Source organism: Streptomyces sp. NPDC090106 (assembly GCF_044747265.1).
Classification (GTDB): Bacteria; Actinomycetota; Actinomycetes; order Streptomycetales; family Streptomycetaceae; genus Streptomyces.
Genome location: NZ_JBIVDS010000001.1, coordinates 257135 through 270063 on the forward strand (window position 1 = coordinate 257135; position 12929 = coordinate 270063).

The following is a 12929-nucleotide window of genomic DNA, read 5'->3' on the forward strand; positions in this document are numbered from 1 at the left end:
CTAGCGGGGGCACTCTACAGGCTTTCTTGACAGGGCAGGAATTCTCCAAGGATTGCTGGAGAGACCCTATCGCCTATTTAAATAGAAGGCGTGGCGATCCCGAGCCACCGACGGTCTCCGGCCGCCCTCTTGGCCAAGGCCCTCGAGAGCTTGTCGAGCTGCACGCAGCGGAGGAACTCGATGCGGTCCGGGTCGGAAGGGCCCATCTTCATCACGGTCGCCTCGGCGGACTTGGGGTCCTGCCGGGCGGCCTTCTTCACGGTGCCCAGGGCGTTCTGGATGCCCGTCTCTGTGATCTCCAAGCCGTCATCCGTCTCTCGGAGCCCCAGGTACGCGTACGCGGCCTCCAGCTCCTCCCGGGAGGGCTCATCCGGAAGCTCCGGGACGAGCACCTCGGGAACATCCGGGATGGCCACCGCAGGTCGCTCAGAGGTCCATTGAGGCTCTTCCGGTCGGCTCTCGTCAGATGCCGGACGGGAACGCACCGACGCGAGCAGCTCCTCCGTCTTGGCCTTCCTGCGGGCCAAGCGCTCCTGCATGAGGCGCACGTTGGTCGCAGCTTCGCTCTCAGGGTTGGGGGCGGGCTTGGGAGGCATCGGGATCTTCACGACCCGAGCCTCCACCACCTCATCCACCCGGGCCGTCACTTTGGCGGGCCTGGCTACCACAGTGGGCTGATGGGACTGGGCCCGCTCGATCAAGTCACCCAGGACGGTGTCTTTGTGCTCCACGAGCTGACGGAGCAGGTCGGTCTGCTGGGCACTCTGCTGGACCAGCTCGGCCAGGAGGTCGTCCGTGGACGTCGCCTGGAGAGGGTCGGTCTGCTCGCCCTCCACCAGGACCACCTTGAAGACCTGCTTGCCCCGGGTGATCCGGACCTCCTCCCCCGCTGCGGCGGCGTCGAGGATCTCCTTGGTCTTGGCCTGCACCTGTCGGGTGCTGTACATGCGCATGTACATACGCTAACCCACTCGCATGTACATGCGCATGTAAACGCGCCTATGCGCAAGCGGTGATCCTGGCGCGCATGGCGGCCAGCTTGTTCTGGTCGACCACGGAATCCTTGGTGGCCGGCTCAGCCCTGCGGGCCTCCGCCTGCTGCCGCACGAACGCCGTCAGCGGGTCCTCCGGGGCCTCGGCCTGCATCTGCTCGACCAGGCCGCCCGGGTCCGCCGGGGCGGTCTCCTCGCGGGCCTTGAGGTACGCGTACAGCTCCTCCTCGCCCCCGCGCTCCACCAGCTCCCGCCACTCGGCGGAGCAGTTGTCCGGGAGCGGGTTGTCCGCGAGGTACTGCTCCCGCTTGGCCGAGGCCGTGGAGAGCCGGAAGGCCAGGTATCCCGCCGGAGTCCCGCGCTGGGCCGCGAGCTTCTGGACCACCATGTCCTTCGAGGCCCGGTGGCGGCGCACCTCGTCCCGGTCCAGAGCCGGGTCGAACTCGTTCCCGCTCATGTGCACCACGTCGAACCAGGCGATCCCGTAGACGAAGGACCGACCCTCACGGGTCTTGGTCACCAGGTACGGCACCTCGGCCAGACGCTTCAGGAGCGCCTGGGCCCCGCGCTTGCTCAGGCCCGTGATCGCCTCGATGTCCTCCACGGCCAGGGTGACGTTCTGGAGCCCGCACAGGAACGCGAGCGACCAGGCCCGGCGGCCCAGGGACTTGTACGCGACGTACGTGGGCCTCTCCCCCTCGTACTCCGACCACAGGTCCAAGCCGGGGTCCAGCATCCGCAGGGTCTTGCCCGAGGCGGTGGAGGCCCAGTTGGAGTCGTTCAGCTCGGCCAGCACCTCCAGGCCCCTACCCAGGGCCTTCTGGGCCCTCTCCGGGATACGCGCACTGAGAAGCGCATTACCTCTTGAGACCTCCCCTTCTTTCAAGATCTTGTCCAGGACAGCAGGCCCCTCCTGGCCTTCAGGAGAAGAAGGGGTGGAGGGGTTACAAGAGGTACTGCGCTTCTCAGTGCGCGTATCGCTGTAGACCAGCTCCATGGAGTCCCGCTCCTCCGCGATGGCCGAGGAGACACCCCTCGTGACCGTCCAGAGGAACCCGGCCTTCGAGGTCTTGCCGTCGGGACCGGTGATCTCCCGGACCGAGGCGTTGGTGATCCCGGACCACCTGGCGAACCCACGGGTGCCGGAGACGTACGGGCGGGTGATGACGGTCTCGGCGAGGGCCATCTCACACAGGGCGTCCGGACGACCCACGGAGCGCTGGGCGAGGTCCACGAGGTGCGCGGCCTTCACGGGCCTGTGGATGCCCTCGGGGGACTTCGAGCCCCGCCCTCGGGATTCCTGGAGATCGGTTCGACCGGAGCCGTGCTCGACGGTAGAATTCGCCATGTCTTGCTGTCCCATCTCGCTGGGGCAGTCGGTTCGGTGAGGGTGGGAGCCCTCCCGGACCAACTTTTTAAATTGATGAGGCCCTCGGTTACCGCCGGGGGCTTCGTCGTGTCTGGGGTCAGGATACGCACGCGTATAGCGCATTGGCGAACCATCGAATACTCCAACGATTCTGAACTCAAAGGATTGTTGAGGTAATGCAGATCCCTAATCAGAGTTCCCCTGAAGCATTCATCATGCGCTTTATAGGTGCTATTGTTTCTCCATCGCCACAGGGCGATACGACTCCTCCGGAGGTTCCCCACACGGGGATTTCCTCCGTGTGTTGAGTCGAAGGGGAATGTGCCATGGAGCGGCACCCCACCAACGAACTGATCCTCACCGAGTCCCGCACCATGCGGACGGAGACCATCGAGCGCACTCATGTGCTCGACAAGGTCAAGACCCTGGTGACTCTGCCGGACTCCTTCCACGTCACGACCGAGATGGTGGCCTCGTACTTCGAGGTGCCGCTCTCGACCATCGACTCCCTGGTCTCCTCCAACTTCGAGGAGCTTTCTGAGAACGGGCGTCGGGTCCTCCAGGGCCCCGATCTCCGCGAGTTCGCGACTCCGTTCGGCGGAGTCGCGAATCTGGGGCTCCACCACAACGCCCGGTCCCTCGCGGTCTTCAGCCGGAAGGCCGTCCTGAACGTCGGCCAGCTCCTGACCAAGTCCGAGGTGGCGCGTCAGGTCCGGACGTACCTCCTGGAGGCCGAGGAGGCATCTGGCCCCCGCGTCCCGACCTCGTTCGCCGAGGCGTTGGAGCTGGCCGCGTCCCAGGCCCGGATGCTCGAACAGGCCGTGGCGGAGCTGGAGGCAGCTGCCCCGAAAGCCGAGGCGCATGACCGCCTGATCGCCAACGGCAGCGACCACATCCTGAACATCGTCGCCACCGAGCTGCGCGTGAAGGTCACGCACCTCCGCCAGCAGCTCCGGGAGTGGGGCTGGATCTACGTCCGGTCGGCGGACTGCGGAGCCCTTCAGTACATCCCCTACGCCGCGAGGCGGGAGTACTTCTCCCTGAAGGAGAAGGAGATCCCCCACAACACGCGCGAGGGCTGCTGGCACGTGACGCTCCAGGTCACGCCCAAGGGCCGCGAGGCGATCCGGCGGAAGCTCGCCCAGGAATCGTTGGAGCCGGCCACTGCGGATTCCGCTCAGGTCCTGGACGACACCACCGTCATCGACTTCCGACGGGGTGCCTGATGGCCCGCCTGAACGCCGCCCTGGCGGAGCCCAGCGACGCGTACGAGGTCCTGACGGACCCGGACCTGATGCCCACCGCCAAGGTCGTCTGGTCCTATTTGTCGGCGGTCTCCGACCCGCAGCGACGGAAGACCCTCGCCGAGGTCCTGACCTTGAGCGAGCCCACCGTCTCCAGGTGCCTGAACGCCCTGGCCGCCAAGGGTCTTGCCCGCAGGGTCAACGGGGTCTGGGTGCGGGAGACGGAGCGGTGAGCGCCGTGGACGACCTGCTCGTCTCCTACGGCCCAGAGCGGGTCGAGGACATCGAGATCCACGACCAGCCGGACGGCAGCGCCGTCATGGAGGCCATCACGGTCCGGCCCATCCGAGTTTTTAAAAAGTGCCCCGACGGCTCCCTGGTGGAGCTGCACGGCAAGGCCAGGGACACCGCGCTGGAGGACTTCTGGTCCTCCGTCGAGCGCTTCAACAACGGGGAGAACGACTCATGAACCAGCCGACCGTCACGCTCGCGGACCTGATCACGACCCGCCTGGAGGAGATCGCCGATGACGCCTGGCGCGACCACCGCGTCATGCGCGTCAACCACGGCGACGGCCGAGTCCTCCAGATCGGTACCGGTGCCGTCTGGGAGCTGTGGGTCTGCCGCGCGAACCACGGGCCTGGCCTCTGCGGCGAACCCCTGGTGACCGCGACCCAGGCCGCCACGCTCACCGGGATGCCTCGGGAGGACGGACCGGTCAGGTCCCCGAAGGTCCCGCCGGTCGAGATCGAGCTTCTGGACGACGGTGTGGGCGGCTTCCTGCTGGACGACCTCTTCCACTGGAGCGACGTCGTCACCGAGTTCAAGCGCGTGCAGGGCTGATCGCGATGCCGAACCACACCCTCGCCCTGCTCTTGCACCTCGTCGCCGCGCTCATCACGCTCGGCCTGATCGTCGCGGTGGTCCGCCGCTGGAAGCAGAGCACCCGTTGACCCTGACGCTCACCGATCTGTTCTGCGGCGCCGGAGGCTCCTCCACCGGCGCCGCGCAGGTCCCCGGAGTCCAGGTGGCCTTCGCGGCGAACCACGCCCGGGACGCCATCGACTCCCACCAGGCCAACCACCCCGACACCGCCCACGACCTGGCCGACATCTCGAAGGTCGAGCCCAACCGGTACCCGCGCACGGACGTGATGTGGGCCAGCCCGGCCTGCACCGCGCACACCTTCGCCTCCGGCAAGAAGCTCGGTCATGGGGAGTGGAACGGCGGGGTGAAGGCCACGAGCGGTGTCGACGAGGCCGCCATCGCGGCAAGATCGACGATGTGGGACGCGGTCCGGTTCGCCGAGACCCACCGGTACCGAGCCATGATCATCGAGAACGTCGTCGAGGTCATGCTCTGGGGACCGCCCACGAAGCCGGGAGCGACCTTCAACGCGTGGCTGGCCGCGATGGGATCGTGGGGCTACGAGCACGAGTTGATCTTCCTCAACTCGATGCACGCCCAGGCCCTCGGGCCCGGGGCGCCTCAGTCTCGTGACCGCTTCTACGCGATCTTCTGGAGGAGCGGGGACCGGGCTCCGGACTTCGACAAGTGGCTGAGGCCCAGGGCGGATTGCCCCACGCACGGCTCCGTGCGGGTCGTCCAGCGCTTCAAGCGGCCGGACCGTCAGTGGGGGAAGTACAGGAGCCAGTACACCTTCAGGTGCCCGCACACCGCGTGCGCGGACCAGGTCTTGGAGCCCAAAGTCCGCCCGGCCGCCGAGGCCATCGACTGGTCCCTCCCGGCCAAGACCCTCGGGGAGCGCAAGCGTCCTCTGGCGGAGTCGACGCTCCGTCGGATCAGAGCGGGCTACCGGCAGTTCGCCACGTCGGACCATCTGCTCGTCCCGGTCGAGGGACGCCAGGGCAAGGTGGCCCGTCCGGCGCATCTGCCGCTGAGGACCTGCACGACCCGGAACGAGACCGGGCTCGCCCTGCGGGAGCCGTACGTGGTCGAGCTGAGGGGCGGCAACAGCTCTCACAGGTCGATCAAGGAGCCCCTCGCGGCCGTCTGCGCGGGCGGGAACCACCATGGCCTTGTCCAGGCCCCGGCGATGACGCTGCCCTACTACTCGACTTCTAGGGCCCGCCCGGCATCTGAGCCGCTCGGCACCGTTACGACGCTGGACCGTCACGCGGTGCTCCCCGGTGGGGGCATCGAGCACTTCGAGGACCTGCGCTTCCGGATGCTGGAGCCCTCGGAGTACGCCCGCGCGATGGCCCTGCCCGAGGGCTACATCCTCACGCCGAGGTCGAAGCGCAACCGCGTGAAGCTGATCGGCAACGGCGTCACGCCCCCGGCGGCCCGAGACCTGGTCGCCATGGTGGCCGAGGCCATCACGGGCGAGGACCTCGAACTGTGCCCGGCCTGACCGAGCTGGCTGACGCCCTGAGCGAACGCCCCGAGGAGCTGATGACCCTCGGGGTGCTCTTCGGGCTGACGGTCGGTGAGCCGGCCGTCCTCAAGCAGGCCCCCGCGATCCCTGAGGGGGCCACCCGTGGCGAGTACGCCGCTCTTGTCCGCTTGATCCAGATGGGAGTGACCCCATGAGCGCCCTGCACGAATGCCTGGTCTGCCAGCGACCCAGCGAGTGGTCAAAGACCTGCGAGTGGTGCCAGAGCAGAATCCGCGGTGCCCTCTCCCAGCTCCCCGAGCAGTACGTGTTCTTGACGATGTCGCGTCAGCGGGTCCAGGGAGGGGGCTATGACGGGCGCTCCTCGAAGCGTCTCCACGCCCCTCTCCCGGGCCGTGACGACGTCCTGAACCTCTTGGGCCCGGCGAGCCGTCAGAGCGTCACTGACGCCGAGGACCAGACGGGCCCGGCGCCCTTCTTGGAAGTCCTCGCGTCCTGGGCCGAGGTCGTGACCGAGGGACTCCGGCTCCCGCCCGTCAGGCGGCACGTGACGACCCTGACGGCTCGGCTGACGGGGCACCTCGCGTGGATCTGCCAGCAGCCCTTCGTGACCGACTTCTTCAGGGAGATCGAGGACCTGCTGACGGCAGTCCAGCGGATCACGATGACGCAGCCCCGGAAGGAGCTGCTCCGGGGCGTCACGTGTCCGTCATGCGAGGGGCTGACGCTCGTCAGGTACTTCCCGGCGGCCTGGGCGGCCGAGTGCGCCAACTGCTCTGTGAAGCTGCGTGACGAGGAGTATGAGCGTCTCGTGAAGACGCAGGCGCGGCGCGCACCTGACGCCGTCAAGTCCTGACGGCCTGACGGTGGTTGGCGATACGGTGTTTCCACAACCAAAGACCGCCAGCGGGAGCCGGGCCAGCCGCCAAGCATCAGCCCGGCTCCCTAAGCACGAGGAGATCTGACCTCCCCATGCCCACCGGGAAACCTACCCTGCCTGCTTCAACGCCCGCAGGGGCCACCGTCATGACGCCCTCTGACGGCGTCCGCATCCGTCCTAATCCGGACACCCAGAACGGCCTGGCCCTCGGGGCCGCCGTGGTGACGATCCTGCTCACCGGCGCCGCCTTCTGGCTGTCGTACGAGCACCTCCACGACGTAGCAGCGGACAACGGCCTGTCCGACTCCGCCCGCGCCTGGACCTGGCCCGCGACCGTCGACCTCTTCATCGTCAGCGGCGAACTGCTCATCCTGCGCGCGAGCCTGATGCAGCGCGGCATGGACTGGTGGGCCGTCGCCCTCGCCGGTACCGGCTCGACCGGCAGCATCGCCCTGAACGTCGCTGGTGTGGGCAATGGCGCGGGCCTCATGGAGTACGTCGTGGCCGCCGTGCCGCCGACTGCCGCTCTGCTGGCCTTCGGTGCTCTGATGCGTCAGGTCCACGAGGCGCTCCAGGCGCGTCAGCAGACCGTCAGCGCTCCCCCGATGCCCGTCATCACCCCTGAGCCGGCCGTCCAGGAATCCTTGAAGCTGGAGGAGCGCGCGACCGTCCACACCCCTGTGGACGAGCACGTGGTGACGGAGGAGCCGGAGCCCGTCATGGAGCCGGAGCTGACGCCGGAGCCCCTGACTCAGCCGCAGCAGATCGACGCGGTGATCCGGGCTCTGTTCGACGAGCTTGGGCAGCGCCGCCCCACGACGTCCCTCATGACTGACGCCCTGAAGAAGGCCGGACTGCCGTCGTCTGACGGCACGGCCCGGGAGAGCCGGAAGAGGGTGGAGGCCGCCGAGCCCCACCTGAAGACGCTGCCCTCCGCCCTCGCCGCCTGACGCGAGACCACACCCACTTCGGGGGTGCGCTGTGCTCGCCGACGGCTGGAGCACGCGTGCCTCCATGCCCGGAGGTCGCCATGACCGAGAAGATCCCCGATCCCCCGAACTACAGCTCCGGTCCGACCTGGACCGAGCCCGAGATCCACGTCCACTTCACCCCCGAGAACGAGCCTGTCAGCCGCTGGGACTTCACCTGGCTCCAGATCGGCCAGAACACCAAGGCCATCGCCGTCTCCATCGTGGTGGCCCCCTGGTGGGCCGCTGCCCTGCGATCCGTTCACGACGAACAGGGCCTGGCCGGTGCCTGGTTCATGGCCTTCGCCGGGATCGGAGTGATGATCTTCTTCGACCACGCCCGTCAGCGCTTCATGACGCGGGCCCTGGCGTGGGTCGCCGTCCTGGGGGCCGTGGAGGCCCTCCCCGTCTTCTCGACCATCGTCCACCTGCTGACCGGGAGCGCGTCATGAACTCTGTGACGACCGCGACGGTCAGCCTCGGAGGCGTCACGATCGGCCTGGGGATCCTGGCGTGGCACGTCACGAAGTGGTGGAAGACCGGGGGCAAGGGCGGGGGCCCGACGAGTCCGGGAGGCGGAGGCGGAGGCGGGCGAGACCCGAAGCTCTTGCTCCCGCTGCTCAGTTCGATGGCCCTCGGCATGATCTCGGTGACGGCCGCCGGAGGCCTGATCGGCACCGCTGCGGGCTTCCTGCTCGACACCGGCTCCCTGATCGGCAACTGGAGCTTGGCCGCCGCGACGGGCACCACAACTCCCGAGGTGACGCGGTCCGGTTTGAAGGCCCTGACGCCCGGCGGATGCGCCCTGTTGGTGATCTACCTCGTGGTCTGCACGGCCCTGTGGAAGTCCGGCGCCAAGCTCCTGAAGGGGAAGATCGCTGCGGGCGTCACGGCGGGCGTCATGCTCGGCCTGAGCGCGGGCTTCTCCGGTATGGCCTCTGTCGCCCTCGTGACGATCACGAACACCGTCGGCGACAAGATCACGGGCGTGGTCATGTGACCGGCTTCCGGAGGTTCATCGAGCGGCTCGCCCTGGGGAGTTCGGCCCTGGTGCTCAACACGGGCCGGGGCATCACGGAGTGGCTCAGGGCGGGCGAGAAGCTCTCGGACTTCGTGATCCGCCTCGGGTTCCTCTGCATCCCCGTCGCGATCCTCTGGAGCCTCCTGACGGCCTCCAGGGCGTCGATGTGGGGCTTCGCCGCTCTGTGGTGCATCGCCGCATGGCGGGCCTCACGGCCGGCTCAGGAAAAGTCCGAGGGCAAGGAGCCCGACCTCCACCCCGATGATCTCGCGGACGTGCTCTGGGAGCTGATCGGGGACCACAAGGGCGTGCACCTCGCCCAGGTCGCCCAGCAGCTCTCGAAGGAGATGCCGGGGAGGTCCTGGAGCGTCAAGGACGTCCGCAAGCTCCTGGAGGCCGCGGGGATCCCCGTACGCCACTCCGTCCGCGTGCCGGGCCTGGGGGTGGCCGTGGGGGTCCACCGCCAGGACATCCCCGGGAGCCCCTCCCCCGCCCTCCTGAGCCCCTCTCCGGGAGACGTAGAGCCGCAGGTCAACCCGGCTACGGCTACAGCTACTACGCCCTATGTCCGGGATCTCGGGGGAGGGGCCAGCGCCACCTTCACCCCGGACCCCCGACAGCCCAACCGAACCCACGTGACCGTCGCCAAGACGGCCTAGAACTGAGGACCTGTGGACTACGCAGCGATGTACCGCCAGGCGATGGCCGACGGGGCGACGGACTACGCCCACTCGATCGTCGTCTCCGCCACCCAGGCCGCCGAGGCCGGTGGCGTGAGCCCCGAGGAGCTGAGCGCCCTCGTGGCGGAGGTCAAGGAGAACCCGTGCGCGTGAGGAGGATCCTCCGCGAGATGGCGCGGGTGCACGAGTACTGCTCCGTGTGCGGCTGGTGGGTCTCCGGCTGCCCGCACCAGAAGGGATGACGATGGAAGACGACCGGTACGCCGCCGAGGAGGCGGTGATCGAGCGGGAGCTGACCGAGGCCCAGCACCTGGAGTTCAACGAGTACTGCGGGTTCCTCGCGAACTACGGGGCGCGGATCTGGGAGCTGGCCCGGCGGCACGAGAACCCCGAGCTGGTCCATGGCCACCTCATGAGGTACTCAGACGACTTCCTGGAGAACTTCAACGAGGAGTAGGACCTGACGAGATCAGCCCCACCATCTCTCTTTGCCCGGCAGGATGTTCGCCGTGCAGACAGAGACCTTGGTGGGGCTGATCGGCTTCGGTGGCGCTGTAGTGGGCGCAGGTGGCGCCCTGTTGGGCGGATGGCTCCAACAACATCACCAAAGACAGCTAGCCGCAGAAGCGCGGTTAGCTGTCCAGGCACAAGAAGCCGCCGAGATGATCATGTCTGCACTCAATGAGATCGACGACCTGTTCCAGTGGAGGTTTCTCTCCGGCCGAGGAGCGGCAGGGTGGTACGCGGACCACAAAGAGGACCTCTTCCGCTGCCGATCACGCATGAAACAGGGGGCTCTACTCATTCCCAACGAACAGGTCCGGAAGCACTTAAAGGACGTCTTCGAGCTGATGTTGGGGTGGGAAGTCGGCGACATAGACGAGTACGAGCAGGCGCTTCGCGCTCAGTTGGCTGCGCGTGACGGCCTAGAAATTCTGGGTTCTCATCTGCGGGGTGACCCGATACCGATACCGCGATTCGCCACCATCCAGGCGCGAGAGCTGCGAAGTCGGCTAATGCGGGAAGATCTGGCCCAGGATGCCGAGGAGGGTCAGGGAGAGCCGGGGGTCCTTCTACCTGACGAGCGTCATGACGTCCGTCAGGGGAGTACTCGTCCAGCGTTGTAGCGCGAGCCGGCCAGCAAGGAGTTGACGGGATCAACCCCACGAGGGTTGATCCCGTCGGCATGATGATCTGCATGAGCACTGAAGTGACCGTGGGCATGATCGGCCTGGGTGGCGCTCTACTCGGAGCGCTGGGGGCAGTTGGGGGCGGTTGGGTACAGCAGTGGCAGCAAGCCAGGACTGCTTCCAACGAGCGGCGCGAACTTCGTTCATATCAAGCCGGGGACGCAGGTCTGTTGCAACTGCTCCATCTCGTACGAGAGCTGGAGCGCGCCGAGATGGACAACTCTGTGGACTATGTCAAGACGATCCGTGACTTCGGTCGAGACTCGGAAGCAGCGCTGCTTCGACTGCCGGACGCGGCGCTCCGAGTACGCATGGGACAGATCTTCAACGTCCTCAACTCGTACCGCGCCGTTGGAGACAACGAGGCGGTTCAAATCCGATGGGCCCGATTGTCGGCGAACGAAGGCGTGTGGGTCCTAGCGGCATTCCTGCGCGGTGACCCGTTGCCACAGTCCTCCGAAGAGTTCCGTCGTCTCGCCGGGTCCACGACCATCTACAACACGTTGTACCCGGCGCCATGAGCCCGTCATGACGCCCGTCAGCGAACTGCTTGCATCTTGAAGCACTGCATCGCATAATCGCGATCAGCAGGACCATTGCGTCCTCGTGCAGGCCCCGACTCCTCTGGAGGTCCGGGGCCTTTTCGCGTTCTCAGGGAGGCCGTCAGTGGAGGACGAGGTCTGGATGACGGTCAAGGAAGCGGCGCTCTTCACGGGCGTCAGCATTCAGACGGTCTACTCCTGGGTGCGACGCGGACACCTGACAGTCACCGGGCTCGACCGGAACAACCAGAAGCTCTTCCGCCACCTGGACGTGGCGAAGGCAGAGTTGGCCACACGATCCAAGGCGAGGCGGATCCTGTTATCCGCCGCCTGAAACTACGACGCCGTCGGGCCAGATGGCCCGACGATCTCAGCGTCGACAACATCGTCTTCCTGCGATGCGTTCACGAACCGCCGCAAGATGTCACCGCCCATAGTGATTCGACTCAGATCAGGCAACTCTGCACCAGAGAACTTCAGGATGAGCGCTGCTTGGAGATGTGATCTCAGGTGATCCTCAGTAACGCTGTCGAGAAGGCCAACTGCTTGACCTGCATCCCGCTCAGCCTTCATGTCGAGGCGAAGGCCCTTGCTTTGATCTTGCATATGTCGCAACGAGAGGTCCGCCCTTCGGTGAAATAGTGCACCGATGACGGACACAATCACACCTGAGCTACCAGTCACGGCTGCGATATAGAGATCACCGCTCGTTTCAGCCTTGTAGATTCCCATGGCGACGCCGCAGATCAACACAAGCCCGCCAACTACGGAACAGATGAGGCTGACAGAGAAGCTGCGCTTCGCTAGGACCAACCCAAAGACGTAGTACTCGATCAGGACGCTGCCGAACTTCTCCTCTTGGGCGGCTCGCCGATCGCCTTTCGGTTCCCCGCTAGCGGGAAATCCCGCCAAGAGGCGCGCCCGCTCTTTCTTCACATCAGCTTCGATGCGCTTGGTGACGATCGGTTGCAGTACCCGGATGAGCGAGAGCAGGCCGGTGATGATCACCATGAGGGTGATCATGAATCCCAAGTCCGTTGACATGGGCGACATGGTGACAGTGGCCGAATCCGCAAAGGCAAAGTCAACCAAATCGTGACCGGTCACCCGTCACCACACACGCGTGAGGGGGTGAGCCGGCCGTGGCCCGGACCTTCTCCGCAGACGACGAGGACCGTCTCCGTCAGCTCCACGCTGACGGCGTCAGCCGCAACGAGATCGCCCGTCAGACGGGTTGGTCCGTCGGCACCATCACGAACCACGCGCAGCGCCTCGGGCTCCCCTTCGACCGGGAAGCCGTCAGGGCTGCCACTGACGCCCGTCAGGTCGATCTGAGGGACCGACGGCAGCGGATCCAGGGACAGCTTCTCGACCTCGCCGAGCGGGCGATCGGCAGGGCTCAGCGGGAGTACCTCGTCACGAGCGTCAAGCAGGACGGGGAGTTCGTCCACGAGATCCTCCGAGAGCCTCCGGCCAAGGAGACCAAGGACCTCACCCTCGCCGCCTCCAGTGCCCTCACGAGCGCCCTGAAGCTCGCCCAGGTCGATGCTGAGTCCGGTGTCCAGGAGGCGCGCTCAATGCTCGGAGACCTCGGTGAGGCCCTGACCCGCGTCGCCCAGCAGATGGGCGACAACGGAAACCGAGGGCACGACTGACACGTCTTCGCCGAGAGGACCCCGGCGAGTGC

At 66.6% G+C, this 12929-nt stretch carries 20 protein-coding genes; 17 read left to right on the plus strand and 3 right to left on the minus strand.

Going from position 1 to position 12929, the window contains the following annotated elements; genetic code table 11:
* Positions 1-77: 77 nt before the first annotated feature.
* On the minus strand, positions 78-953 hold the full coding sequence (locus tag ACIPSE_RS01155) for a type II toxin-antitoxin system Phd/YefM family antitoxin (protein ID WP_401656051.1): 876 nt from the start codon (positions 951-953) through the stop codon (positions 78-80).
* A gap of 46 nt (positions 954-999) precedes the next feature.
* Positions 1000-2340, minus strand: coding sequence for a hypothetical protein (locus tag ACIPSE_RS01160; RefSeq protein ID WP_401656053.1), 1341 nt, complete (start codon positions 2338-2340; stop codon positions 1000-1002).
* Positions 2341-2687: 347 nt separating this feature from the next.
* Here ACIPSE_RS01160 and ACIPSE_RS01165 point away from each other — a divergent pair, with 347 nt between their 5' ends.
* The 16 genes from ACIPSE_RS01165 to ACIPSE_RS01240 all read left to right on the plus strand — a co-directional run bounded on the left by ACIPSE_RS01165 (position 2688) and on the right by ACIPSE_RS01240 (position 11576).
* On the plus strand, positions 2688-3587 hold the full coding sequence (locus ACIPSE_RS01165; RefSeq protein ID WP_401656055.1) for a phage antirepressor KilAC domain-containing protein: 900 nt from the start codon (positions 2688-2690) through the stop codon (positions 3585-3587).
* The gene (locus ACIPSE_RS01170) at positions 3587-3838 is read left to right on the plus strand and encodes a hypothetical protein (RefSeq protein WP_401656057.1); all 252 of its coding nucleotides are present in this window, start codon (positions 3587-3589) and stop codon (positions 3836-3838) included. Before ACIPSE_RS01165 ends, ACIPSE_RS01170 begins: the two co-directional genes overlap by 1 nt.
* Positions 3839-3843: 5 nt before the next feature.
* Positions 3844-4074: a hypothetical protein gene (locus tag ACIPSE_RS01175; protein ID WP_401656060.1), complete on the plus strand. Its 231-nt coding sequence runs from the start codon at positions 3844-3846 to the stop codon at positions 4072-4074.
* The gene (locus ACIPSE_RS01180) at positions 4071-4448 is read left to right on the plus strand and encodes a hypothetical protein (protein WP_401656062.1); all 378 of its coding nucleotides are present in this window, start codon (positions 4071-4073) and stop codon (positions 4446-4448) included. The genes ACIPSE_RS01175 and ACIPSE_RS01180 overlap by 4 nt, the downstream gene beginning before the upstream one ends.
* 106 nt (positions 4449-4554) lie before the next feature.
* Positions 4555-5979: a DNA cytosine methyltransferase gene (locus ACIPSE_RS01185; protein WP_401656064.1), complete on the plus strand. Its 1425-nt coding sequence runs from the start codon at positions 4555-4557 to the stop codon at positions 5977-5979.
* Positions 5967-6158 carry a hypothetical protein gene (locus ACIPSE_RS01190; protein WP_401656066.1) on the plus strand — a complete coding sequence of 64 codons (192 nt, stop codon included), beginning with the start codon at positions 5967-5969 and terminating at the stop codon, positions 6156-6158. The genes ACIPSE_RS01185 and ACIPSE_RS01190 overlap by 13 nt, the downstream gene beginning before the upstream one ends.
* Positions 6155-6817 carry a hypothetical protein gene (locus ACIPSE_RS01195; protein ID WP_401656068.1) on the plus strand — a complete coding sequence of 221 codons (663 nt, stop codon included), beginning with the start codon at positions 6155-6157 and terminating at the stop codon, positions 6815-6817. The genes ACIPSE_RS01190 and ACIPSE_RS01195 overlap by 4 nt, the downstream gene beginning before the upstream one ends.
* A 170-nt stretch (positions 6818-6987) precedes the next feature.
* Positions 6988-7791, plus strand: a complete 804-nt coding sequence (locus ACIPSE_RS01200; RefSeq protein ID WP_401656070.1) for a DUF2637 domain-containing protein — start codon at positions 6988-6990, stop codon at positions 7789-7791.
* Positions 7792-7871: 80 nt separating this feature from the next.
* Positions 7872-8261, plus strand: coding sequence for a hypothetical protein (locus ACIPSE_RS01205; RefSeq protein WP_401656072.1), 390 nt, complete (start codon positions 7872-7874; stop codon positions 8259-8261).
* Positions 8258-8809: a hypothetical protein gene (locus tag ACIPSE_RS01210; protein WP_401656074.1), complete on the plus strand. Its 552-nt coding sequence runs from the start codon at positions 8258-8260 to the stop codon at positions 8807-8809. Before ACIPSE_RS01205 ends, ACIPSE_RS01210 begins: the two co-directional genes overlap by 4 nt.
* Complete coding sequence (locus ACIPSE_RS01215; RefSeq protein ID WP_401656076.1) at positions 8806-9489, plus strand: hypothetical protein; 684 nt, start codon at positions 8806-8808, stop codon at positions 9487-9489. The genes ACIPSE_RS01210 and ACIPSE_RS01215 overlap by 4 nt, the downstream gene beginning before the upstream one ends.
* 12 nt (positions 9490-9501) lie before the next feature.
* Positions 9502-9663, plus strand: coding sequence for a hypothetical protein (locus tag ACIPSE_RS01220; protein ID WP_401656078.1), 162 nt, complete (start codon positions 9502-9504; stop codon positions 9661-9663).
* An 85-nt stretch (positions 9664-9748) separates the two neighbouring features.
* Positions 9749-9967: a hypothetical protein gene (locus ACIPSE_RS01225; RefSeq protein WP_401656080.1), complete on the plus strand. Its 219-nt coding sequence runs from the start codon at positions 9749-9751 to the stop codon at positions 9965-9967.
* A gap of 52 nt (positions 9968-10019) precedes the next feature.
* On the plus strand, positions 10020-10637 hold the full coding sequence (locus ACIPSE_RS01230; protein ID WP_401656082.1) for a hypothetical protein: 618 nt from the start codon (positions 10020-10022) through the stop codon (positions 10635-10637).
* Positions 10638-10708: 71 nt separating this feature from the next.
* Positions 10709-11221: a hypothetical protein gene (locus tag ACIPSE_RS01235; RefSeq protein ID WP_401656084.1), complete on the plus strand. Its 513-nt coding sequence runs from the start codon at positions 10709-10711 to the stop codon at positions 11219-11221.
* A 145-nt stretch (positions 11222-11366) separates the two neighbouring features.
* Positions 11367-11576 (plus strand): helix-turn-helix domain-containing protein, encoded by a 210-nt coding sequence (locus tag ACIPSE_RS01240; protein ID WP_401656086.1) that lies wholly within the window; start codon positions 11367-11369, stop codon positions 11574-11576.
* Positions 11577-11578: 2 nt separating this feature from the next.
* Here ACIPSE_RS01240 and ACIPSE_RS01245 read toward each other — a convergent pair whose 3' ends face one another.
* Positions 11579-12253 carry a hypothetical protein gene (locus ACIPSE_RS01245; protein WP_401656088.1) on the minus strand — a complete coding sequence of 225 codons (675 nt, stop codon included), beginning with the start codon at positions 12251-12253 and terminating at the stop codon, positions 11579-11581.
* 131 nt (positions 12254-12384) lie between these two features.
* Between ACIPSE_RS01245 and ACIPSE_RS01250 the strand changes: the two genes are divergently transcribed.
* Entirely contained in the window at positions 12385-12897 is a 513-nt protein-coding gene (locus ACIPSE_RS01250; protein WP_401656090.1) for a hypothetical protein, read from the plus strand.
* Positions 12898-12929: the final 32 nt, after the last annotated feature.

What these genes read in the sequence shown, in the direction of transcription:
- ACIPSE_RS01170 (WP_401656057.1), top strand. Translation starts at nt 3,587, where the DNA reads ATGGCCCGCCTGAACGCCGCCCTGGCGGAGCCCAGCGACGCGTACGAG.
- ACIPSE_RS01200 (WP_401656070.1), top strand. Translation starts at nt 6,988, where the DNA reads ATGACGCCCTCTGACGGCGTCCGCATCCGTCCTAATCCGGACACCCAG.
- ACIPSE_RS01245 (WP_401656088.1), bottom strand. Translation starts at nt 12,253, where the DNA reads ATGGTGATCATCACCGGCCTGCTCTCGCTCATCCGGGTACTGCAACCG.
- ACIPSE_RS01165 (WP_401656055.1), top strand. Translation starts at nt 2,688, where the DNA reads ATGGAGCGGCACCCCACCAACGAACTGATCCTCACCGAGTCCCGCACC.
- ACIPSE_RS01180 (WP_401656062.1), top strand. Translation starts at nt 4,071, where the DNA reads ATGAACCAGCCGACCGTCACGCTCGCGGACCTGATCACGACCCGCCTG.
- ACIPSE_RS01160 (WP_401656053.1), bottom strand. Translation starts at nt 2,340, where the DNA reads ATGGCGAATTCTACCGTCGAGCACGGCTCCGGTCGAACCGATCTCCAG.
- ACIPSE_RS01195 (WP_401656068.1), top strand. Translation starts at nt 6,155, where the DNA reads ATGAGCGCCCTGCACGAATGCCTGGTCTGCCAGCGACCCAGCGAGTGG.
- ACIPSE_RS01155 (WP_401656051.1), bottom strand. Translation starts at nt 953, where the DNA reads ATGCGCATGTACAGCACCCGACAGGTGCAGGCCAAGACCAAGGAGATC.
- ACIPSE_RS01210 (WP_401656074.1), top strand. Translation starts at nt 8,258, where the DNA reads ATGAACTCTGTGACGACCGCGACGGTCAGCCTCGGAGGCGTCACGATC.
- ACIPSE_RS01225 (WP_401656080.1), top strand. Translation starts at nt 9,749, where the DNA reads ATGACGATGGAAGACGACCGGTACGCCGCCGAGGAGGCGGTGATCGAG.
- ACIPSE_RS01235 (WP_401656084.1), top strand. Translation starts at nt 10,709, where the DNA reads ATGAGCACTGAAGTGACCGTGGGCATGATCGGCCTGGGTGGCGCTCTA.
- ACIPSE_RS01205 (WP_401656072.1), top strand. Translation starts at nt 7,872, where the DNA reads ATGACCGAGAAGATCCCCGATCCCCCGAACTACAGCTCCGGTCCGACC.